The organism is Pseudomonas pharyngis, assembly GCF_021602345.1.
GTDB classification, from domain to species: domain Bacteria; phylum Pseudomonadota; class Gammaproteobacteria; order Pseudomonadales; family Pseudomonadaceae; genus Aquipseudomonas; species Aquipseudomonas pharyngis.
The window spans coordinates 40,046-59,076 of the sequence record NZ_BQID01000005.1; the positions used below are offsets into that span (position 1 = coordinate 40,046).

23 protein-coding genes are annotated in these 19,031 nt (G+C 57.8%); 3 read left to right on the top strand and 20 right to left on the bottom strand.

All coding sequences use genetic code 11. The features are described from left to right. The first annotated feature begins 75 nt into the window (after positions 1 to 75). The 3 genes from L6D74_RS12075 (at position 76) to L6D74_RS12085 (ending at position 2,969) form a co-directional block, all read left to right on the top strand. On the top strand, positions 76 to 981 hold the full coding sequence (locus tag L6D74_RS12075; RefSeq protein WP_236189292.1) for a hypothetical protein: 906 nt from the start codon (positions 76 to 78) through the stop codon (positions 979 to 981). 556 nt (positions 982 to 1,537) lie between these two features. Continuing rightward, the gene (locus L6D74_RS12080) at positions 1,538 to 2,263 is read left to right on the top strand and encodes a hypothetical protein (RefSeq protein WP_236189294.1); all 726 of its coding nucleotides are present in this window, start codon (positions 1,538 to 1,540) and stop codon (positions 2,261 to 2,263) included. Positions 2,264 to 2,285: 22 nt separating this feature from the next. Continuing rightward, the gene (locus L6D74_RS12085) at positions 2,286 to 2,969 is read left to right on the top strand and encodes an SOS response-associated peptidase family protein (protein WP_236189296.1); all 684 of its coding nucleotides are present in this window, start codon (positions 2,286 to 2,288) and stop codon (positions 2,967 to 2,969) included. Here the strand turns inward: L6D74_RS12085 and L6D74_RS30330 are convergent. From L6D74_RS30330 to L6D74_RS12185, 20 genes are all read right to left on the bottom strand, one after another. Further along, positions 2,959 to 3,462 (bottom strand): lysis system i-spanin subunit Rz, encoded by a 504-nt coding sequence (locus L6D74_RS30330; RefSeq protein WP_236189298.1) that lies wholly within the window; start codon positions 3,460 to 3,462, stop codon positions 2,959 to 2,961. The genes L6D74_RS12085 and L6D74_RS30330 overlap by 11 nt on opposite strands. Further along, positions 3,462 to 3,887, bottom strand: coding sequence for a cell wall hydrolase (locus tag L6D74_RS12095; RefSeq protein ID WP_236189300.1), 426 nt, complete (start codon positions 3,885 to 3,887; stop codon positions 3,462 to 3,464). Before L6D74_RS12095 ends, L6D74_RS30330 begins: the two co-directional genes overlap by 1 nt. A 61-nt stretch (positions 3,888 to 3,948) precedes the next feature. Next, positions 3,949 to 5,127, bottom strand: a complete 1,179-nt coding sequence (locus L6D74_RS12100) for an acyltransferase family protein (RefSeq protein WP_236189301.1) — start codon at positions 5,125 to 5,127, stop codon at positions 3,949 to 3,951. Positions 5,128 to 5,220: 93 nt separating this feature from the next. After that, positions 5,221 to 5,451 (bottom strand): hypothetical protein, encoded by a 231-nt coding sequence (locus L6D74_RS12105; protein ID WP_236189302.1) that lies wholly within the window; start codon positions 5,449 to 5,451, stop codon positions 5,221 to 5,223. Between the two features lie 9 nt (positions 5,452 to 5,460). Further along, positions 5,461 to 6,402 (bottom strand): hypothetical protein, encoded by a 942-nt coding sequence (locus tag L6D74_RS12110; protein ID WP_236189303.1) that lies wholly within the window; start codon positions 6,400 to 6,402, stop codon positions 5,461 to 5,463. A 3-nt stretch (positions 6,403 to 6,405) separates the two neighbouring features. Next, positions 6,406 to 6,996, bottom strand: coding sequence for a YmfQ family protein (locus tag L6D74_RS12115; RefSeq protein WP_236189304.1), 591 nt, complete (start codon positions 6,994 to 6,996; stop codon positions 6,406 to 6,408). 9 nt (positions 6,997 to 7,005) lie between these two features. Next, complete coding sequence (locus tag L6D74_RS12120; protein ID WP_236189305.1) at positions 7,006 to 8,070, bottom strand: baseplate J/gp47 family protein; 1,065 nt, start codon at positions 8,068 to 8,070, stop codon at positions 7,006 to 7,008. Then, complete coding sequence (locus L6D74_RS12125; protein ID WP_236189306.1) at positions 8,070 to 8,537, bottom strand: phage GP46 family protein; 468 nt, start codon at positions 8,535 to 8,537, stop codon at positions 8,070 to 8,072. The genes L6D74_RS12120 and L6D74_RS12125 overlap by 1 nt, the downstream gene beginning before the upstream one ends. Then, positions 8,537 to 9,052 (bottom strand): phage baseplate assembly protein V, encoded by a 516-nt coding sequence (locus tag L6D74_RS12130; protein WP_236189307.1) that lies wholly within the window; start codon positions 9,050 to 9,052, stop codon positions 8,537 to 8,539. Before L6D74_RS12130 ends, L6D74_RS12125 begins: the two co-directional genes overlap by 1 nt. Next, positions 9,045 to 10,172: a phage baseplate assembly protein gene (locus L6D74_RS12135; protein WP_236189308.1), complete on the bottom strand. Its 1,128-nt coding sequence runs from the start codon at positions 10,170 to 10,172 to the stop codon at positions 9,045 to 9,047. Before L6D74_RS12135 ends, L6D74_RS12130 begins: the two co-directional genes overlap by 8 nt. Then, positions 10,165 to 11,430, bottom strand: coding sequence for a DNA circularization protein (locus tag L6D74_RS12140; protein WP_236189310.1), 1,266 nt, complete (start codon positions 11,428 to 11,430; stop codon positions 10,165 to 10,167). Before L6D74_RS12140 ends, L6D74_RS12135 begins: the two co-directional genes overlap by 8 nt. Before the next feature lie 12 nt (positions 11,431 to 11,442). Further along, entirely contained in the window at positions 11,443 to 13,248 is a 1,806-nt protein-coding gene (locus tag L6D74_RS12145) for a phage tail tape measure protein (RefSeq protein WP_236189311.1), read from the bottom strand. A gap of 100 nt (positions 13,249 to 13,348) precedes the next feature. After that, positions 13,349 to 13,651 carry a hypothetical protein gene (locus L6D74_RS12150; RefSeq protein ID WP_134786244.1) on the bottom strand — a complete coding sequence of 101 codons (303 nt, stop codon included), beginning with the start codon at positions 13,649 to 13,651 and terminating at the stop codon, positions 13,349 to 13,351. Beyond that, complete coding sequence (locus L6D74_RS12155) at positions 13,651 to 14,019, bottom strand: phage tail tube protein (protein ID WP_134786243.1); 369 nt, start codon at positions 14,017 to 14,019, stop codon at positions 13,651 to 13,653. The genes L6D74_RS12150 and L6D74_RS12155 overlap by 1 nt, the downstream gene beginning before the upstream one ends. Positions 14,020 to 14,042: 23 nt before the next feature. After that, on the bottom strand, positions 14,043 to 15,515 hold the full coding sequence (locus L6D74_RS12160) for a phage tail sheath subtilisin-like domain-containing protein (RefSeq protein ID WP_236189312.1): 1,473 nt from the start codon (positions 15,513 to 15,515) through the stop codon (positions 14,043 to 14,045). Continuing rightward, on the bottom strand, positions 15,515 to 15,709 hold the full coding sequence (locus L6D74_RS12165; protein WP_236189313.1) for a DUF2635 domain-containing protein: 195 nt from the start codon (positions 15,707 to 15,709) through the stop codon (positions 15,515 to 15,517). The genes L6D74_RS12160 and L6D74_RS12165 overlap by 1 nt, the downstream gene beginning before the upstream one ends. After that, positions 15,706 to 16,260: a hypothetical protein gene (locus L6D74_RS12170; protein ID WP_236189314.1), complete on the bottom strand. Its 555-nt coding sequence runs from the start codon at positions 16,258 to 16,260 to the stop codon at positions 15,706 to 15,708. The genes L6D74_RS12165 and L6D74_RS12170 overlap by 4 nt, the downstream gene beginning before the upstream one ends. A 2-nt stretch (positions 16,261 to 16,262) precedes the next feature. Continuing rightward, positions 16,263 to 16,595: a head-tail joining protein gene (locus L6D74_RS12175; protein ID WP_236189315.1), complete on the bottom strand. Its 333-nt coding sequence runs from the start codon at positions 16,593 to 16,595 to the stop codon at positions 16,263 to 16,265. A 14-nt stretch (positions 16,596 to 16,609) separates the two neighbouring features. Continuing rightward, positions 16,610 to 16,960 carry a DUF2190 family protein gene (locus tag L6D74_RS12180; RefSeq protein WP_236189316.1) on the bottom strand — a complete coding sequence of 117 codons (351 nt, stop codon included), beginning with the start codon at positions 16,958 to 16,960 and terminating at the stop codon, positions 16,610 to 16,612. A gap of 83 nt (positions 16,961 to 17,043) precedes the next feature. Continuing rightward, positions 17,044 to 19,026, bottom strand: a complete 1,983-nt coding sequence (locus tag L6D74_RS12185) for a prohead protease/major capsid protein fusion protein (RefSeq protein ID WP_236189317.1) — start codon at positions 19,024 to 19,026, stop codon at positions 17,044 to 17,046. Positions 19,027 to 19,031 lie beyond the last annotated feature (5 nt).

Sequence of the window (19,031 nt, forward strand, 5' to 3'; positions counted from 1 at the left end):
AACAGGCACTCAAACATACCCCGTCGCGCTACCTTAGAGCTTGATCCTCATCACGACGCGACTAGGAACCATGGAATGAATCGCAAGCAGTTTCTCGAGCAACCGGACGTGCTCGGCCTCATCCAGTGGCTAATCGAAAACCTCCCCACTCTGCCAGTGCATCTGAAGGTCTCGCGCAGCAGGTTCGTGCGCAGAGCGATCGACTGCAAGGTTCAAGGTATCGAAGCGGTTCAGGCGGAATACCAGTGGGGCGGGAACTGGGAGACGGTAAAGGCGGAGCTGCGCCGGCTGCGCATTCGCTTGCGCCTTGCGGTTCGAGCCCGCGATGAGTTCGCCACGCATGGGGCCTGCGAAGCGATCCTAGCGTGGGGAAATGTCGATGGCGCCGTCGGATTCCTCAAAGAGCAAATGCACAACAAGAACTTGGTGAATTACCTAAAGCAGTGCCAGGCGCTTCTCGCGCTGGACCGCAAGCAGCAGCTCAACCACCTCACCAAGCAGAACATCCTAAGATTCGACTCGGGCATGACTAAGATCCATGCCCTGCTCGATACCACTGGCTCTCCCATCTATGACGGCCGGGTCGGTGCCGCCATCGCGCTGCTCTACCGCCTTTACCGCCAAGGCACCGGCACCACTGCGCCGCAGGCACTGGACTTCGCCTGGGGGCCAGGGATCGGCGACCAGATTCGAAACCCAAAACACTTAAAGCTTGGCTACAACGGTACACCGCAACTCTCCACCACCAGTCGCCACCTTTGGGCACGGCACCAGCTCCAATTAGGTTGGATCATCCGCGCGGTACTAGAAGGGTCCGAACTATTCGCCAAGCAGCCTCAGCTGGTAGACCGCTGCCACGCCTTTGAAGCTGGATTATTCATGATGGGCTATGACCTACGCAGTCTAGTCCCCGACGGCTATACGATCCCAGTGCCGCCCAAGCCTAACTACCGGGTACGTAGGATGACCCGAGCGACCTGAGATATTCAAGCTGATGGTTGACCTGTATGTAGTTCTCAATACGCAGGAAAATAGTCTTAAACAGTCAAAAACGTCAGGACCTGAAGAAAAAGACCAATCAACATTGGTAAAGAGACCACGCGTGAGCGCCAAAGCCTGCGTCCGCCCACGCGGAAGCCGTGAGGATTCCACCCAGAGCCAGTGGTTTTGTAGGGGTAAAAACGAAGAGAAATAAAAAAGGGTCGCGAGATAAAATCTCGCAACCCTTTGTAAAATATGGTCGGGACGGAGTGATTCGAACACTCGACCCCTAGCACCCCATGCTGGTGCGTGAAGAAACGCAAACTATTGATTTAAAAGGAATATAGCCAGTTTCACAGGTTGCAAAACATCCATTTTTTTGTGCTTATGCAAACGTAAATACGCGGCCTCCAAGGGAGGTTTTGCGCACCCATCACCGGCGTTCTGCCGACCGAACACAATCCCCAATCCTACAGCTCGTCGCCTCACCCTCGCCCACCTTGCGCGACTCGATTACTGTACATGCATACAGCATTTGTACAGTGAATCCGTTCCCATGAATTTCGACCAGGCGAAAGCCCTCCGACTCCAGCGATGGCGCTCAACTCTCGATGATCAAGATTTCCGCATGCAAAACCCAGAGGGGCACCGCGAAACCCTTCATGAGATGTCAGCGACGCTGCAAACAGAGGGACTGATCGACCAGCTTGAACAGTTCGAAATGAACGAGGTGGCAGACGCTGCTTACTGGCACGCCGTCGAGGAGCTGCAGAATTCGCCGGGCCATTACCGCGGTGCGTCGACCTACAGGGTCGTGCAGATCGACAACGGAAAGCTGCTGGGCACCATCAGCCGGTCCATATTCAACTTCGCATCTGCCACGCCGCGAGGCGCGTCATTCGCGTACGACGGGAAGGTTTACTCTGGTCCAGAAGGCGTACATCTCAACCTGGGGCTCTCCAGGAACATTGGCAAAATTTCCGGACTGATCCTGGCCATGTATGGGCAGCAATACCAGTTGGTCGAAACTGAGCGAGTAATCGGTGGCGTCGACTACAGCCCCATCGACGACCCAGACACTTACCGCGCGCTGGTCGATGCTGGCCAAGTCGCAAAGGAAGAGCGCGATCTGCGTACTTTTGAAAAGGTGCGACCACACATTGAATCAGCGGCGTTCTGCACCTGCCCTGTGTGCCTTGACCGATTTGGCGCGCGCGATGACTGCCAGACCTGCGCCGGAAAAGGTTTTGTGACGAAGCCAGCTCCAGCAGGTCTACGCTGAAAGCTCATGCGAGGATCTGGCAATGTGCGGACGACTCTCCCAATACAGCGGCATTCACGACTTCGTGGCAGCGCTCAGCATGCCGAACGCCCTGATCAACTCAACCGGCGAGCAGCCTCTGGGGCGGTACAACGCCGCGCCGACCGCCCAGCTTGCCCTCTTCCATCAGGAAGGTCAGTTCCTGCACGCCGACATGGTCCGCTGGGGATGGCGTCCGCACTGGGCCAAGGATCGCGCCGCACCGATCAACGCCAGGGTCGAAAAAGTCGCCCACGGTCCATTCTTCCGCGCCATCTGGCCGAACCGGGCGATCATTGCGATCAACAACTGGTTCGAGTGGGTTGACGAGGGTGGCCCGAAGAAGCAGCCATACCTGATCCGGCATCGGGACCAGTCGCCAATCCTCTGCGCCGCGATCGGCCAATATCCGAACGATGAGCATGATCCAGGCGAGCATGACGGCTTTGTCATCATCACCGCCGACAGCGTGGGCGGCATGGTCGACATTCATGACCGGCGGCCGGTAGTTCTCTCGCCAGAGCTTGCCCGCGAATGGCTGGACCCAGCGACACCGAAAGAGCGCGCCGAGCAGATGGTGCTGCACCAGGGCGAGCCATCCGAGGTTTTCGAATGGTTCAAGGTCGACCGCGCCGTCGGCAATGTCCGCAACCAAGGCCCCGACCTGATCCGCCCCATCAGCGCGTGATTTCTCGCACGTACGCTTGGCAGGCCTGGAGTGCAATCAATCCCCGGTCACCTTCGTCGGTGATGGCGACAATTCGTTGAGCATGCGCTGGGTCAAGTTGGGCGCGTACGGCTGCATGATCCACGCCGCCGGCGCCGGCGGTGGTAGGCACTGAACAGCCACCGGTTGCACCCGCGTCGAGGAGGACTGACAGCCGCAGATCAGAAGTGGCAAGGCGATCGCGCAGAACAGCCTGGTCTTTTTGGGCATTGGTCATTTTCTCGGAGTGGGTTTTGTCACTGACCGCCAGTCGCTGCTCGAGCGCCAGCCGCTTGTCCTGCTCGGCCTGCTGCGCGGTGGCGGCCGCCATGGTAAACTGATTGAGGGTTTCGGTGTGCAGTCGGGCCTGCTCGGCCAGTTGCTCACCGTAGCGCCAGTCCTGGAACTGCCACGCGCTACCGGCGCCGATCAACACCAGCACCACCGCGCCGACGCCCTTCCACGGCACAACCATCACGGCACGTCCCGGAAGAACACGTGCCCGCCAAGCTTCAGGGTCTGCTTGGCCTTCGCCGCCCAGGCTGGCGGAGTCTTCATGCTGAGCGCGTAGTAATGCGTGGCACCGCCAGTAGGATCCAGCACCTTGCCGTCGATTACCTGGTCAGCAGCAATCCGGCACTGCGCCAGTTCGCGGAACGGGATCTGACGTGCACCGCTCAGGAATGGGAAATTCGGGTCGTTCTTGTTCCAGCAACTGAACTGGTACTTCGCCTGGCACACGCCGGCGCATCCCTCACCCCACCACGACTTCTCCTTTCCATCGAACACACGGTTGCGAATAGTCCAAGCCACGGCAATCTGCCCAGCCAGCGATTCACCGCGAGCCTCCCCCCACAGCGTGCGCGCGAGGATGTCGCGGTCCTTCTCAGATACACCCATCACTTTTCTCCAGGCAAAAAAATCCCCGCACTTGGCGGGGACTGAGAGTTAGTTTTAAAAGTTAGATCGGTTTGGCTTCCATACTTGCTCTTATCGACATTCGCTTAACAAGACTTCGGCCGAGGTCATGCGACGGCCTCTCAACAACTCTATAAAACAACTCCGCCACGACCAAAGAAATAGGAATTGCAATAACGCTAATAACAGCATATGGAACAATGCCATAAAGAATATAGTGAAAAGCAAGAATGGTCGGCACATGTACAAGATATAGACTATAGGACACTCGCCCGAGCCATTGGACTACAGCCTTATTAAGCCATCCACGTGGCGCCCCTTCAGATATTGCAGCAACAATAACCAGCGCGCCGCCTAATGCCTTGAAAAAATTATTATCAGAAATCGGGCTGGCAATCCATACAGCGCAACCAGAAACGAGAAACGCCAACGCGCCGATACCTTTACCTTTTGACGCGAGAGCCATAAAGAATTCGCGATAAATAGCCAAAACAATACCAGCGAGAAAATAACCAGCAAAATAGAACGTATCCTGAGGCTGACCAAGAAAACCAGCAGCCTCCGAATATTCACCAGCAAAAAAAGACCCCAGGCAATACAGCCCATAAAGGACTAGAGCAACAAAAAACGCTCCCCAAAGTCTCCACCGAATAACTGGAACAATCAGCAAAGGAAACAACAACGATACGCGCATTTCCCAGACAAGCGACCACGTTGGGTTATTTATCCAAGAACTGAAGCCATTCCCAAGAACTAAAATAATGCTGGGCAAATTCATTATTGAAAAATCATTTACCCAACCATAAACATTAACCCAATCCCCAGCGCCAGGTATCGGCGCCCCTCCAAAAATGAAGGCTAATACAGCAGCAAGCGCCATTGCGGCGCAGTATGGCAAATAGATCCTGCACACACGCGACACTAAAAAACCGCCATATGATAACTGCCGAGAATTTATCCACGGTAGCGAAAGAACAAACCCACTGAGAAGAAAAAACAGGATAACTGCTTTATCTCCGGAATAAAAAATCCTGAGCGGAGAATAAAGAAGAAGTAAATCACCTATGTTTTTTGAATCTTCAGACTGAACAAAACGAAGATTCCAATAGAACGGCTGAGAAACCATCGAGTGGGCAAACACAACGATCAGCGCTGCGATCCCTCGCAGCCCATCAAGTGATTCCATTCGAGAACTTTGAGCGTTTGTTTTCTTGCTACTCATCAGGGCAAACCAAAAAATCAGACGCCACCATCATAACACGTGGCCTTAGGGCGTCGGAGCCCTATCCGAGACCCTGGCCCGCCATTTACTCCACTAGCCCAAGATGGCCGCCACGTCAGGATTCGCCGCCAAAAAAGCCTTCAGTTTCTCGAGAGGATCGGTGGCTGGTTCGGTGATCGGTGGGCTGATAAATTTCAAATATCGTGGATCTTCAACACTAATCTCCTGCTGATTCGGGTACTCGGAAGGATCTTGTGGGCACCCAAAAACAGAAAGCACAACTGCTTCCTCGGAGTCTGAAAACTGAACAAATACAGATTCCATTTTTTATCCTCAGAAAGAATACGAGTTGATGTTGATTTGGAAATTTGGAGTGCCTACGGTAGATGCCGTGGTATAGCCGATAACGCTCGGCACAGCGATTTGCAATCCAGAGAATCCACCCTGCTGAAGCGCGTTTGGCGGGCAAGACCCCCAGATGAAAGGCTGCGCGCCACCGGTTACTGATGATGAAGAAAAAAGCGTTACGCCAAGATTGGAGGCAGAGGTAGAACTTACAGAAACGTAGCCGTTAATCGATCTGGCATTGGAAGGAACGGCATTAGAAATTGAAAGAGATGCTTGAGAGCTGACAATAGCCGAGCTATTAAGTACGGAGACTGCCGGAATTGCCACAGTCCTGTCGCTCAAGAAGCCAACAGACAGAATCGACGCTGCTGTAATTGGCCAGCTAGCAACGAGCGCAGACGCCGTATAGCCCGAAGGCATGTTTGCGCCAGTGTATATCGAACCGTTGGACACCGTCTGAATGCAAGCAAGCAGCGCAGACGCTTGTGTAGTTGGATTATAGATCGCATAAATAGAGACAAACCCACTAGGCGAAGGAGCGCCAGTATCCATGCCTCCAGCACCGACCGTGCTGACATTGATGGTTTTGTTAAAGCTTGAAAGCCGATATTGCAGACCGCCGATTGCAGTTTCTACAACGACTTCATCAGCTGTAAACGTTGCAGAAGAGCTCGCCGTCGTAAGGGACATTTTCGCATTTCGAACAGCCCCCACAACGCCAACTCCAATCTTCCTTATAGAATCAAGAAGATCTGCTGCTCGCCCCTTAGTTGGAGCTACACCACCAGCAGAGAGTACCGCCATGATGTTTTCCTGAACATCATTCAGCCACTCGTCTGTTACAACTGTGGCTGGCACACCTCCAACTGGATCGCCATCGGTAAACTTTTTGTCGACCGTAGCGCCAGGGCCATCAATTCTGTGCATGTGTCATGCTCCATATGCGAAGAGCGCAATCGTGTGCGCAGGCTTCAATTGATTTAATTTGCATTCGAGGGTGTCATTGCCCCATGTCCGCAATCGCTCACCAGCAGCAGATCGACCGGCCCGAAAGTCCGTGACGCTTACTTCGGGCGCCCTGATAAGCCAAGTAAAAATCCACGGACCATTAGTCAGTGGATCTCCCGCGCTTGAGTGACCGGCCCTGAAAGGCCTGTATTCCTCAATGGTCACCGTGTACCCAAGTGAGGCGGCGAGCTGAATGAAATAGGCGGGCGATTGCCCACCGGTACTGGTGAGTTTTGCTAAAAGTGCGCTCTTGCGGCCCTGCAGGGTTTCCTCCAGAACGCCTGAGCACTTATCTGGCAGACCCGCGACCCGCTCCCAGTCAGTCAATAGCTCGTTGGTGCTGGCAGGGTTCGCCTCAAGGGGTAGCGCTTCGCCGCGACCGTCTACTCGAGCAAGCTCGATTGACATGCCGTCCAGAAGATCATGCAAGGTGGTATCGGATTCCCGCGGGAACGCCTGACCAGGCGGCAGCAGCGCTTTCAGCTGCTCCAGATAGTCGGCAGCTGTCGGCATTACGCCTCCTTAAAAGCTGGAGAAGGTTATGGTTCCGGGGATCGCCATGTGCCCAGCGCCGTGCGCGACGTCGGCGGTCGGGGTGACGATGGCGTTATCAGCCTCACCTGCCGCAATCGAAACAGCCTCACGCAATCGACTTATCAGGATTGGGGACCCGGGTTTGGAGTCGCGAACGATCAGGTCTGCGACTTCAGCTCTCACTGCTGCCTGGACTGCGGCAGTGTTTGGCGACAGCTTCACGGTCATATTGAGCGGATCGGCGATTGGAGCAGCCACAAACACCTCGGCCGTAACCGGGCGCCGGGTTCCGTCATCGATGTAGTCTTGAACCTCAGCAACCTTGGCCGGTGTCGGGATTATGTCCGTCTCGCCATCGCACACGAACAGAACCGTCACGGTGCCGGCGCCCATTTGGAGCGGGTAAACCCACACCCGGGTAACCCCCGGAACTTCAAGGGCCCACAGCTCGTAATCAGCCTCTGCCCCGCCGTGCGGTGGTTTCTGGATTCGCTTCAGCAATCGACTGAGAAGCTGTGGATCCGTCTCAACATCGAGCCCACCTTCTATGTCGCTTGCGGCAGCCCCAGTCGATTGAACGCCAGCCACTGGTGACAGCAAAAATAGCGGCGTGCCTGCCGGAGTGTCGCCCGCGGCACCGGCCTCCACTGCCACGATCGTCAGCTGCAACGTCGTATCGGTGAATGTCCCATCAGCCAAAACACGGTACTGCACTCCATCCTGCCGCTGGAGGATCGTTCCGGCCAGAACCGTGGAACCAATTGCGCCGGAGAGCAGCGCCGCGCCCGTCGCATAATCGGCGGACTTGCGAAATACCTTCCAAATGGCGGCCCATCGCTCAAGGTATTCCTTTTCGGCAGTATCGATGATCGCTTGTTTCGCGGCCCATTCAAGGAACCCGTACAGCATGTGCACGGCGCCGGCCTCTGAACGAGCCAGGATGCCAAGCAGTGATCGGCGAAGTACCGCGCTTTGAACGCCAGTAACCCGCCCACTGATATCGGTTGTAACCCGGTCGATGAGCTCCGGAAGTGTCGGTCTTGCAAATGGCATCAGGCAGCCCTCTTGCCGGCCTGAGCCGACCATTCGTAGTTGTACTGGAAGCGGACCGCTTGCCCGGTAGGCCGGTAGATATCGACCACCAGCAGCATCCAGCCCTGCGATATGTATGACGCGACTACATCGATCCTTGTCGATACCAGGTCGTCGATCATCCAGGCCAGAGCCTCGCGGCAGTACTGCTCGGCGCGGCTCAGGGTTTGCGGAAGTTGTTTTTCGCGCGCCAGCAGCCAGAGCAGGGAACCTGTCTGGTCAGTAGCAGATGCGTTGGTGATGTCGCCCCAGTAACCGCGCAGATCGTCTTGCGGGTATTCAGGGGGAATTTGTTCTGCGCTCGCGCGCCGGTCGGTGAACAGGCTGATGATGACTGCCGTTTCCAGGCCATCGTCACGCTCAAGGTCGAACCCAAACAGCACCAGGTCGCCGCCGAACTCGGTCATTACCATCGCTGCGTCGGCCATCAAATGGGCACTCCTGAGTTCGCACTGCCAACGGTCACGTTGCCATGCCGGTGGGTGCTGCCTATGTCCTTGCCGTTATTGGTGACGGTACCGGTGGTGGTGATGTTGCCGACTACCTCCAGGTCGCCGACCAGTTTGATCGTCGGCGCCACCACTTCGACGTGCTGAATGGCGGTGACTTTCACCATGTCGCGCAGCAGTTCGATTTTGTTTCCCTGATCGTCGTATATGGCAACCTCGCCAGCCTGCAGCGGAATGCGGAACCGACGGTCGTCGATAACGAGCACAATCCCCTGCTCCCGATTGCCACCGAGGAACGCCACGGCAACATCGCCGCCAGTGGGGTGGCTGGTGAAGCCGTAGTTCTGCATGTGCTCAACGCCGTCACGCAGTTCGTTCTTCAAAAGCTCGACCTGCACTTGCTGCCTACCGTTCGCGTCATTTACACCGCGCAGAACGCCACGACCGAACATCATCATCACGCGGTTGCCAAGGTCTCGAACTGGGTTACCCATCTTTCTTGTCCTCTTCCCCTATGGCCTCAGCCCAAATGTTTCGGCCGCCCTTCTTGGCGGTCTTTCCCTTTGATCCCTTCTTGGAGTCCGGCGGTTCTGGCGAAAAGGCCTGCGGGCTCACGATGTCAAGCTTGGTGGTGGTGCCACCCTCGCCGCGCTCGTATGTGACCTGGCGGATGATCATTTGCCCATCCATCCGTAGCCACGGAGACTTGACCTGCACCAGCATGCCCGGCTCCCATAGCGGGCCGCCGGGGCGCTGCCGCCAGCCCTGCACCGTGATACTTGCCGAGGCCGACTTACCCAACCGGCTGTTGGCCTCCCACGTTGCGCGCTCCTGGGCGCTGCCGCTCGTGCTTCCCGACTCGGCGACGACCAGCATTGGTCGGTAGCGCCTGACCCCACTGTCACTGGCACCAGCCTCAATGTGTGCCTCGGTCTCACCTTCACTGGTTGGGTCGTAAGCCGCCTGTCCCTTTACCACGTAATTGCTGAAGCGCTGACTGTGATCGATGCTGCCCGACGCACTGAGAATGTTTTCTCCCTGCACCAATCCAACCGACGCTCGTCTGTTACCCGCCCGGGTGATCAACAATCCGCCGGCACCGTCAGGCATGAGCAACAGACGGCGTTGCCGCGCATATCGCTCGATCGCCTCGAAGGCCGTCTCACCCTGTTGCAGCTTGCACACGGGAAACGGGTCACCCACCGGTACGTCGGCCGACACCCCGACACCAAACGGCTTTGCCAGGATCTGGGCAAACCGCAGCAAGTCGATGTTTTTCCACTCGTCCGGGGTGTGCACAGCACTGCAATCGATCAGGTCGGCAGTTCGATCCCGCCCCTGAATGTTGATGGTGTGATCGTTCGCACTGAACGAAGGCTTGAAGATGTCTACGTACCCGATCACCATCGGTACACCGCCCAATCTGACCTCACACCGGTCACCTGGAAGAATTGGCCAGGGCTCAGTTTGCGCAGCCAAGCCATCCTGCCCTTCCCAACGCTCTGTCAGCGTAACCGTGAACGCCCCCGAAGAAGCATCCACGGCCCGGGTAACGCCGACCTGGGTCCAGCCGGCGTAATTCATTCCATTGACCAGCAACTCAAGGTCATCCATTTACAAGCACCTCAAGCGATTGACCGCCAGTCAAAAAACCAGGCCGTCGGGGATCATTGCGCGCAATGATGTCATCAGCCCGTCCTGCGTCCCCATAAAGCTGGTAGGCAACAACCAAAGAAGGCAGCGTCTGGCGCGGGGAGAACTTCGCAAGCCGAGGCAGATCCTGATCGGGATCAGGTACCGCCTGTACGACGGCCGTTCTCAAATCCGTGAGCGCGACGTACACCAGATCATCACTCGTAGATTCACTCTCCACATCCAGACGATCCGCGAGTTCCGTGCGCACAGCGATCGCCGATTCATAGCTGTCGTATTTAGTCGGGGACGACACCGTCTTCGTACCCCCGTTCGAAACCTCTTCCGTGGTCTGCGTGACCACTGCGGCAGATGCCGCCTGCGAAATAGCTGATTGCCGCACAAGCGCTGAGATGGCTCTGGAGTTCTTCGCGACCTGCTTCCTGCTCGGCGTGGTGTTCGCCACCACAACCGGTACATCACCATCGTCACCGCTCGAAAAATACCGATCGTAAAGACTGGTCAGCATCTTGAAAGCGCTACCACCGAACGCCGAGCGGATACTACCGATCGCGTCGACGACACTTTCGGCGAAATCGAACGGCGACTGGATCAGGTCGAATGCATCGGAACCGATGCTTTTGACCTTATCGTAGAAGTCCGAGACCGCCTGTATATCGCTGGAAACGATGAATTCTGGCGAGCTCAGGAAATCACTCAAATCCTTGATTTGCGCAGTCGCGGCATCAGCCACAAACGACGGGTAGCCTTTCGTAAGGAAGTCGGAGACAAAGCTTTCCTTGGCGGCATCCGTGACTTCGTTACCCTTTTCGCTGATCGCATTGACGCTATCGACCTTCGCCGATGGGTACGAAGCCTCGCCCGCCTCGAGGAACGTCATCGAGATTGTGCATTTGCCGCCTTCATCCGACGATTCGCTGACGGTCAGGCCGCGGCAAACCACGTTCAGCTCTCCACGGTATGGATGAACCAGCACGCCAGGGCCTTCCTTTTCGCACGCCTTGATCAGATCTTCCCGGGCGACGTCGTATTCCTTGCCCAGCAGATACCCGGTGATGCTGAACTCTCTAGCCTTGCGGCCAAGGTCCTCGACGAACGGGATATCGCGCTGCGCTGTTTCGTGAACCGCCTGGCGACGGCCGTGACTGCTGTCTGCCGTGGCCACAAAAAAGCCCACGCCGCGAAAGGTCGCGGCGCGGTAGTTGTCTCGCCAAGCCATGGGGAGCTCCAGTTATGGGGCCATCATTGAGAAGCCGATGTCGGTGTCGAACGTCGCGCCCTGGCTGCCCTCGGTTTTCACCTTGGAGCCCGGCGGGACGTTGTTCAGGTCAACCTGCACCTTCACCGCCTGCGGCGGCTGCGCGAGTTGCTGCGCGGCTTCCTGGCCAATCTGCGCGGCCCGACGGCCGAGATCGGTATCAGCCGCATAGGTTCCGGCCGCCGGAGCGGTGCCTTCCGCGCCACCACTCACGACGGCACCATCAATGCCGAGGAGTTTTTTTGCCCAGTCCGGCAAACCGTTCTTGATGGCAACAACAGCATCAGCGATTTTGGAACCCAGAATTGCCCCCAGGTCCCAACCGGTCAGGTATTTGATCAGCGCCGCGAAGGCATCCATCATCAGCGTGACCGGGTTCAGACCAGCCCAAATAGAAACAATGCCGGAGATTTTTTCTCCAATGATCGCGGCAATATCCCATCCAGTCAGGTATTTGATTAAGCCGTTGAATGCCTCCATCATCAGCGTGACTGGGTTGTACTCCATCCAGAGCTTCACAATCCCATTGATGATCCCGTCCGCAAACGCGGCTTTGACGCTCGCCCACTTTTCTTCAAAGAATTTGGCGATGGCGTCCCAGTTTCGGTAAACGATGAACGCCGCAGCGCCGATTGCCGCGACCGCAGCCAGGAACCAGCCGACCGGGGTGAGGGTAATTGCTACGCCAAGCCCCTTCAGCGCCACTGCGAGATTCAGTACAGCCATGACCAGACCACCGCCGATGTACAGGCCGAGCGCAGTGAAGACCAAGTTGGCAGCACCAAAAGTGTCCGAGAGCGAACCGAAAATATCTATAACGGGTTTAACTCCGTCATAAAGGTCGCCGAGCAGACCGGTAATCTTCTCGATATTGCCTGGCAGATTCGCTGCGAATGACGTCGCAAACGCTTCAATCTGAGGCCGGTATTTGACGATCGTCTCAATCAGCTGAGTGCCGAGCTTATTGAGTTGCGGCACGAGGGCACTGCCGATCGTATTGCCCACGCCACTCAGCGCGGCATGGATCGTGTCGAGCGTATCGCCGAACGCCTCACCTTCCCGCACCGCGTCGTCGGAAATGACCAGCCCCAGACGGCGAGCCTCGTCGGACATTTCCTTGAGCCCGGCGCTACCGCCACGGATCAGCGGCAGCAATTCAGTGGCGCTCTTGCCGAAAATCTTCACAGCGGCCTGGGCCTGCAGCGACGGATCTTTGATCTTCGAAATTCGGTCGACGAAAGTATCGAACAGCGCATCCGAGCTTTTCAGCTTGCCTGATGCGTCCTTGATGTTGATGCCCAGGCCCTTGAACATTTCCTTGAGTTCTTTCGAGCCGGCCGTGGCCGCGCCAACGTTGAGCTGCATCTTCTGCAGGGCGCCGCCCAGCGTTTCTGCTGAAGAACCCGTCAGCTTCGCCGCAAAGCCCAGCTCCTGGAATCGCTCACGACTGATTCCGGTACGCTCAGCCGTATCGCCGATCGCCCCGGTTGCATCGGCGAACCCTTGGAAGAACAGGTTCAACGCTGCGCCGGTAATGCCCAGGGTGGCGCCGAGCCCAAGCAATCGCCGGGCACTCGAGTCCACGGCCTTGCCAATGCCAGCAACCGCTCCACCTACCCCTTTGAGGCTATTGGTGAATACCGGCAAACCTACTCGATCGAGCGCTCCGGTTATGCCCGCGCTAGCCGCCCTGACCTTGCCGAAGATTCCCCGCAACGGAGCGGTCACGCGGTCGACGGCCTTAATGATCAGGCTTAAGGAGTATCCTTTGTCTGCCATCCTACCCACTCCTCGGTGCGTTCAAGCCACCAGTTCAGTTCCTCGAAGTCCATTTCCATGACTTCCGATGGCTGGACGCTCATAACTTTGACGACGACGGTTACGCCTCCTTCCCACCCCCGAGGTGCTTCAGCAAAAAATCGCGCGCCTCGCCGATGACGGCGGCTTGATCGTCCTCGCTCAGCTCGTCGAGCAATGAAGGAGGATGGCCAACCATCTTGGCGCCGAGGTCGATCAGCGTGGCGAAGTCCATGTCGGCGCCGCCGTTGCCCTTGCCATCAGAGGTAATGCGCAAGGCGTGACCACGCAGGTATTTCAGCTTGCGGGTGACCGTCAGTTCGGTGAATGTGTCTTTGCCGAACGTGACCGGTTCAGTCAGGGGTAGCGTTTTTTCCTTTGCCATTACTTCACTTCCTCGCAGGACATGCCTTCAAATCGGCAGGCAATGTTGCCTTCCTCGGTGTTGCCGGTGCCCTCGCCCGCGTACCAGGCATCGCTCAGCGCGATAACCTTGCCGTTTGCAAGTTCCAGCGTGATGGTCGCCTCATCGAGCGTGACCAGATCCTCGAGACTCAGCTCGTTACGATCAGTGATTTCCCCTTCAATAAAGGGAACCTGAGGCGTTTCCTTGTAGCCGTGAACAACGTCGGCGCCGACCACGCCTTCGCGTTTCGGTTTGCCGAGGTTGTAGGTGAAACTGCCTTTGGCGAAGTAGATGTCGCCATTGACCTTCAGGGCGATGGTTCCCCCGATACGGTTTTTGCCTGCCATGTGTTATCTCCTGGCGATCGCCGTTACAGGCGGAACTGAATTTTGGAACCGACGATGCGAAACTGGTTGACCAGGTCCGGCGGCAGCAACATGTCGAGCCGGTTCGGGTCACTCGCGTTTCGCTCGCTGATGAGGTTGGCCTTGAAGTCAGCCATGTTCTCGACCAGACCCAGGCGCTCCCACTCGCGAAACTTCGAGATGGCCTCTGCCTTCATCACCACTGGAGTCACTACAGGCTGGCCAGCGCCGTAGCGCGTACCGTCGTTCGCCAGTTTGTGACGCGGGTACTTGCGCAGGATGTAGTCACGCCAGTCATGGCGCAGGAACATCAGGGTGAGCAGAGTTTCACTGTCGAGGTAGCTGATGTCGGAGCCGCCGGCGGCATTGGTTTTATAGGTGGTGATCAGCCGCTCAACCTGCATCGTGCCGTCGGTGGCCACCTTGCTCGTGGCGATGCCATCAAACAGCAGCAGATTTCGCTCTTCGTTGGTGAAGCGATCAGCCGCTACTGGCGGCAGGCACCAGGTGTAGGCCAAATTTTGAATTGGGCGGGCCGGGTCAATGGCCGCGTAATAAGCCGCAATGGCCATGGTCTCTGCCGCCTTTTCATAAGCAGGCATCGGTTCATCGTTGGCCATGATGATCGTCAGGTGCTGGCTGTTGTGGCTATCACCGATTGCCCCCAGCGTGCCCTGAGTACCGCGCGCAGCCACGAAAGCATGCGCCTCGATCTCGCGATTCCAGGCGAAGCGGCTGGACAACTCGGTCTTGATGGTGGCCAGACTCGCGGAATCGGAGTACGGCACACCCCACGTTTGCAGCCACTCATCACCAAGGGCGGCCAGGGCGCTACCCAGAGCAGGGTTGCCAGAGCCACCGGAAAACGCGGTGAAGGTAACGCCCACTCCGGCAGGCAGAACCTGCCCCGTGTAGTAGTTGACCATGGCGCTCAAGCTGTTGCCCGTCTCGCCCTTGTGTCGACTGGTCAGCGTCACAGTGCCAGTGGTGGCAGCCGCGGTCACCGGCATGTCGGCAGCAGCCGTGATTGCTGCGGCGGCAGCGGTGCCGATGGCGGTAGCAGTGTCGCCACTGATGACACCCACCGACACGCGGCGTCCTGCAATCAGCAGTTCAATGGTGCCAGAAGCAGTGGCAGGGCCGGTGAAGACGATAGTACCTGTAGCGGCAGCGCCGGCTGCGTTGTCGACCACCGGCATCACCTGCAACTCGGTGTAGGTGTCGATGGCCAGCGCCGCGCGCACCATGCCGGCAAGCATTGAGCCAGCACCGAACAGCGTATCGGCCTGCGCTGCACTGGTCACACGAACCAGGGCGTTTGCCATGGCGGTACCACCGGACAGTTTCTGTCCGATAAGCAGGCGTCGATAAGTAACCGACTGCGGGCCTCGTACAGCCTGGCTGTTGTCGATCTCGCTGTAGGCGCCCGGCTTGCGAAGCGATCCAGGCCCTGGAATGGTGTCGAATCCGATAGCCATTATTTCTCACCTTTTGGGGTTTGGGCCTGAACCACAGGCTGTTCTGTTTCGATCACGACATCACCGGCCGCAGCCTTGCGAATCCAGTAGCTGTTGATTTCCAGCGTCTTGCCCTCAGCAGGCAGCGCCTCATAGTTGCCGGGGATCCGCACCAGGCGTCCCTCGACAGGTTTAACCAGCACTCGGGTGGTCATGGGTTCAGGTCCTCAATGATCGTTTTTGCACGATCCGCCGGATTGGGTTGGGCGTTGTCCAAGCTGTACTCGGTAGTGACCGTGTCCAGATCGGGCAGGCTTTCGTTGAATAAGTCGTCAGGGTGGCGGTCGAAGTACTCCGCCTCGAAGATGAGGCGGCACGCGCCAGTCAGTTGCTCCGACTGATCGAGCAACACCATGCGCGAACGCACATACTGCAGATCGTTGGCGGTCCCGCCGAGGGTGTCGTCCATGAGCAGCAGGCGTTCGACTTGTCGTGCCAGTGTGTCGAGGGTGTCGTCCAGTGCTACGTTGCCTTCAGCGTGGATCTCAACCACCAACTCCACCCGCCGCCGGTACTCTCGCGGCGCTTGGTTAAAGATCTCGCCCGACTCGTCCATCGTGTAAACAATGATCGCAGGAAGCTCGCTTTGCCAGCCGTTGGAAATCAGCGGCGCCACGCGGCTGGCGTAAACGCTTGCACCTGCATTGGTGGCATTCAGCAGCATCGCAACGGCCTGCTTGCGGATGAGTTCGCGTGGATGGGCCATGTTCAAGCCTTTCGGAGAATGATCGTCACGCCAGCAACACCATCGGGCTGAACATCGTTGATCGTGAACAATTCACCCCGCGCCCTGACTCTGTCACGACTCGTCGGCTTGTTCGGTAGATCGACCAGGCGAACGCCAAGGATTGGGTTTTGGCTCGATATCGGCGCACCCGTTTCCGGATCTACCGTGACGTGCGCGCTATCGAACACGGCTTGGGCCAAGGGCACGCCCGGCTCTACCCCATCGGTCAGCCAGTACACGGCGCCATCAGGATCGATGGACGCCGATGGTTCGCTGAAGGTGCGGATCGAAACGCCGAGCATGCGCTGGGCCATTGAGGCCCAGCCCATTACACCGGCGCCGGAGCAGAAACGCCGTTGAGTCGGCAAGCACCGGTCGCGCTCGGGTTGGCCGCAATATCAGCAGCCATGCCAACCAGCACGAGGCCGGTTGCAGAAACGTTGGTGAGTGCCCGGCTGGTGGTGTTCATGTAGATCAGATCGCCTTGAGCCCAGGCCTGCGCACTGATTTTGGTCAAGCCGAACACGCCGCAGAGTTTCAGCACCACCGGCGAACCAGCTGCTTCAGTAGTGGCCGCAACGCCGATGATCGCGCCGACTTTGTAAAGCTCGCCCGAGACGGTACCGCCGGCCGGGGCGATGACGGTGATGCAGTCGCCGTGCTGGATGAAAGTTTTCATGCATGGTCCCCTTCAGAGACTGGAACTGGAAAACAAAAAGGGCGCCGCGTGGCGCCCTTTGGGTTTTGGGTACGACCGACGAATTAGTTGCCGGGGTTTTTGTAAGTGCCGCGGTAGTCGATCCAGCCGGCGCCAAACACCAGGCGAGCTTTGATTTCCATACCGTCGACTTCGAAGCCTTCACGGGTTTCCGTGAACACGCCCTGCTCGCCTTCCAGGTACGCGTACTCGAACGTATCTACGCCGCCAGGCGCAGAGAACAGATACCACTGGTTGCCGGTGATGCGCGCGTCCACGATCACTTGGAGCGATGCGTTCCGAACATCGTTGATGTCGGAGTTCTTGGCTGGGACATAAACCGAACTGGTGAACTGGAAGGCTTCCAGTTCCTTGTCTGGGCCAACTACCAGGAACTCGGGCGACAAGTTGAGAAATTCGCCCGCCTTCGATTTTTGCTTGCGCATCGCGGCACGAGCGGCTGCCAGAGTGGTGGTATTGATGGCGCCGCCGCTTGCGGCAAGATTTCCGTGAGCGGCGTCGTAGAACGGAACGGCGTCGGTGAAGTTCGGATTGCCCAGCAGCAAGGCCCACACCACGTTCGACTCGGTAGCTGCGGCAGCATTACCCAGAGCAGCCGGGATGCGAGTTAGTGCGCCCAGATCATCGTTCACGATGGTTTCCCAGGTGATGGCGATGATCTTGCCGAATTTGGCAACCTTGATCGGTGCGCCGTCCTCGGACAGCGTGCCGTACTTGTACTCGCCATGCTCTTTGACCTGCTCCAGCGCAGCGATATCGCCCAGGGCGGCGCGGGTCACAGCACGGAAATCCGGCACGGTTGTCTGGCGACCCAGCGGGCGCCAGGTCTGTGGTGCGTTGGTGTAAGCATCGCGAAGGGTGCGGTTGACGGTGCTGCCCAGCAGCAGCGGGAAGTCACTGGTGGAGTGCATGCCGGCGGCGCGGACAGCTTGGCGATCGCAGCCCAGCGCAGCTCGAGCCAGTTCCTGTGGCGTCATGCCGCGAGCATTGCCGCCGGCCATTTCCACGAACTCGCGGGCCATGTCCACCAGGCGCATACCGCGAAACTCGCGGCCGGCGTCTTCCAGCTTGATGCTGGCATCACAACGATGCAGCAAAGCGTTCTGCATTGCTGAGCGTTTGGCATTCAGGACGGTGACATCTTGACCACCGGTTACGATGGTCGGTTGGCTGCTGCGGGTGTTCGGCTGATCCTTCGCCTGCCGTTCGGCAACCTTGTCGATCAGTGCAATACTGGCGTCGGCGACGGAAACGCCACGCTCCACCAGATCATCAATGAACGCCTCGTCATCCAGCTGCACTTTGCGAGCCATGGTGCGAATATTCAGACTGCGCTTGCGTTCCGCTTCTGCGGATTCGCGGCGCAAGTTCTCATCGGCCGCGCGTTTCGCTTCTTCCGCCGCGCGCTTCTCTTCTTCGGTCATTGCATCTTCCTCTTGGGTCGTAGGCACGGCGGCCGTTGTTCCGGTTGGCTGAGTTGCCTCCCGAACTTCAAAAATGGTGTTGAAACGCTGCCCCTTGTATTCGTCGGCAGTCTTGGCGCTGCGGAACTTGCCCCCATCGTCGAAACCGATCGGTACCAGCGACAGCTCCATGGGCTCCCAATCGACAGCACGGTAGGTCGGCAGCTTGTCGTCCGTGCTTTCGGTAACCTCGTATCGGTGTACCGCATAGCCGACGCTGATATTTCGAAGGATTCCGTCCTGCACGTCCTTGAAAATCTGCTCGACGTCGTCACGCTTGCTGAACCGTACAAGGGCTCGCCCTTCGGATCCTTCGATCCACGCTTTTTCAACCACGCCAATGACGTCGTCCAGGTCGTAGGAGTTATGGGCGTTGAGGAACGGCGCGCCGTTATTGAGGCGATCGAGCCGCACCGCGTCCTCGCTGACCTCTAACTCTTCCATGTAACTGCCAACATCCCAGGACCAACGGCGGCCTTTTGCGCCAGTGGTCCAAGTCAGCTCAACTGTGCGAGCGTCAACATCCACTGAACCTGGCCGCACGGCTGCGCGCAGGCTGAGCATCGGCG

Bases quoted from the DNA above. Each gene is read 5' to 3' on its own strand.
- L6D74_RS12110 (WP_236189303.1), bottom strand. From the start codon at position 6,402: ATGCACAGAATTGATGGCCCTGGCGCTACGGTCGACAAAAAGTTTACC.
- L6D74_RS12080 (WP_236189294.1), top strand. From the start codon at position 1,538: ATGAATTTCGACCAGGCGAAAGCCCTCCGACTCCAGCGATGGCGCTCA.
- L6D74_RS12100 (WP_236189301.1), bottom strand. From the start codon at position 5,127: ATGAGTAGCAAGAAAACAAACGCTCAAAGTTCTCGAATGGAATCACTT.
- L6D74_RS12075 (WP_236189292.1), top strand. From the start codon at position 76: ATGAATCGCAAGCAGTTTCTCGAGCAACCGGACGTGCTCGGCCTCATC.
- L6D74_RS12160 (WP_236189312.1), bottom strand. From the start codon at position 15,515: ATGGCTATCGGATTCGACACCATTCCAGGGCCTGGATCGCTTCGCAAG.
- L6D74_RS30330 (WP_236189298.1), bottom strand. From the start codon at position 3,462: ATGGTTGTGCCGTGGAAGGGCGTCGGCGCGGTGGTGCTGGTGTTGATC.
- L6D74_RS12150 (WP_134786244.1), bottom strand. From the start codon at position 13,651: ATGGCAAAGGAAAAAACGCTACCCCTGACTGAACCGGTCACGTTCGGC.
- L6D74_RS12155 (WP_134786243.1), bottom strand. From the start codon at position 14,019: ATGGCAGGCAAAAACCGTATCGGGGGAACCATCGCCCTGAAGGTCAAT.
- L6D74_RS12165 (WP_236189313.1), bottom strand. From the start codon at position 15,709: ATGACCACCCGAGTGCTGGTTAAACCTGTCGAGGGACGCCTGGTGCGG.
- L6D74_RS12125 (WP_236189306.1), bottom strand. From the start codon at position 8,537: ATGGCCGACGCAGCGATGGTAATGACCGAGTTCGGCGGCGACCTGGTG.
- L6D74_RS12175 (WP_236189315.1), bottom strand. From the start codon at position 16,595: ATGGCCCAGCGCATGCTCGGCGTTTCGATCCGCACCTTCAGCGAACCA.
- L6D74_RS12135 (WP_236189308.1), bottom strand. From the start codon at position 10,172: ATGGATGACCTTGAGTTGCTGGTCAATGGAATGAATTACGCCGGCTGG.
- L6D74_RS12120 (WP_236189305.1), bottom strand. From the start codon at position 8,070: ATGCCATTTGCAAGACCGACACTTCCGGAGCTCATCGACCGGGTTACA.
- L6D74_RS12185 (WP_236189317.1), bottom strand. From the start codon at position 19,026: ATGCTCAGCCTGCGCGCAGCCGTGCGGCCAGGTTCAGTGGATGTTGAC.
- L6D74_RS12170 (WP_236189314.1), bottom strand. From the start codon at position 16,260: ATGGCCCATCCACGCGAACTCATCCGCAAGCAGGCCGTTGCGATGCTG.
- L6D74_RS12095 (WP_236189300.1), bottom strand. From the start codon at position 3,887: ATGGGTGTATCTGAGAAGGACCGCGACATCCTCGCGCGCACGCTGTGG.
- L6D74_RS12180 (WP_236189316.1), bottom strand. From the start codon at position 16,960: ATGAAAACTTTCATCCAGCACGGCGACTGCATCACCGTCATCGCCCCG.
- L6D74_RS12130 (WP_236189307.1), bottom strand. From the start codon at position 9,052: ATGGGTAACCCAGTTCGAGACCTTGGCAACCGCGTGATGATGATGTTC.
- L6D74_RS12105 (WP_236189302.1), bottom strand. From the start codon at position 5,451: ATGGAATCTGTATTTGTTCAGTTTTCAGACTCCGAGGAAGCAGTTGTG.
- L6D74_RS12115 (WP_236189304.1), bottom strand. From the start codon at position 6,996: ATGCCGACAGCTGCCGACTATCTGGAGCAGCTGAAAGCGCTGCTGCCG.
- L6D74_RS12145 (WP_236189311.1), bottom strand. From the start codon at position 13,248: ATGGCAGACAAAGGATACTCCTTAAGCCTGATCATTAAGGCCGTCGAC.
- L6D74_RS12140 (WP_236189310.1), bottom strand. From the start codon at position 11,430: ATGGCTTGGCGAGACAACTACCGCGCCGCGACCTTTCGCGGCGTGGGC.
- L6D74_RS12085 (WP_236189296.1), top strand. From the start codon at position 2,286: ATGTGCGGACGACTCTCCCAATACAGCGGCATTCACGACTTCGTGGCA.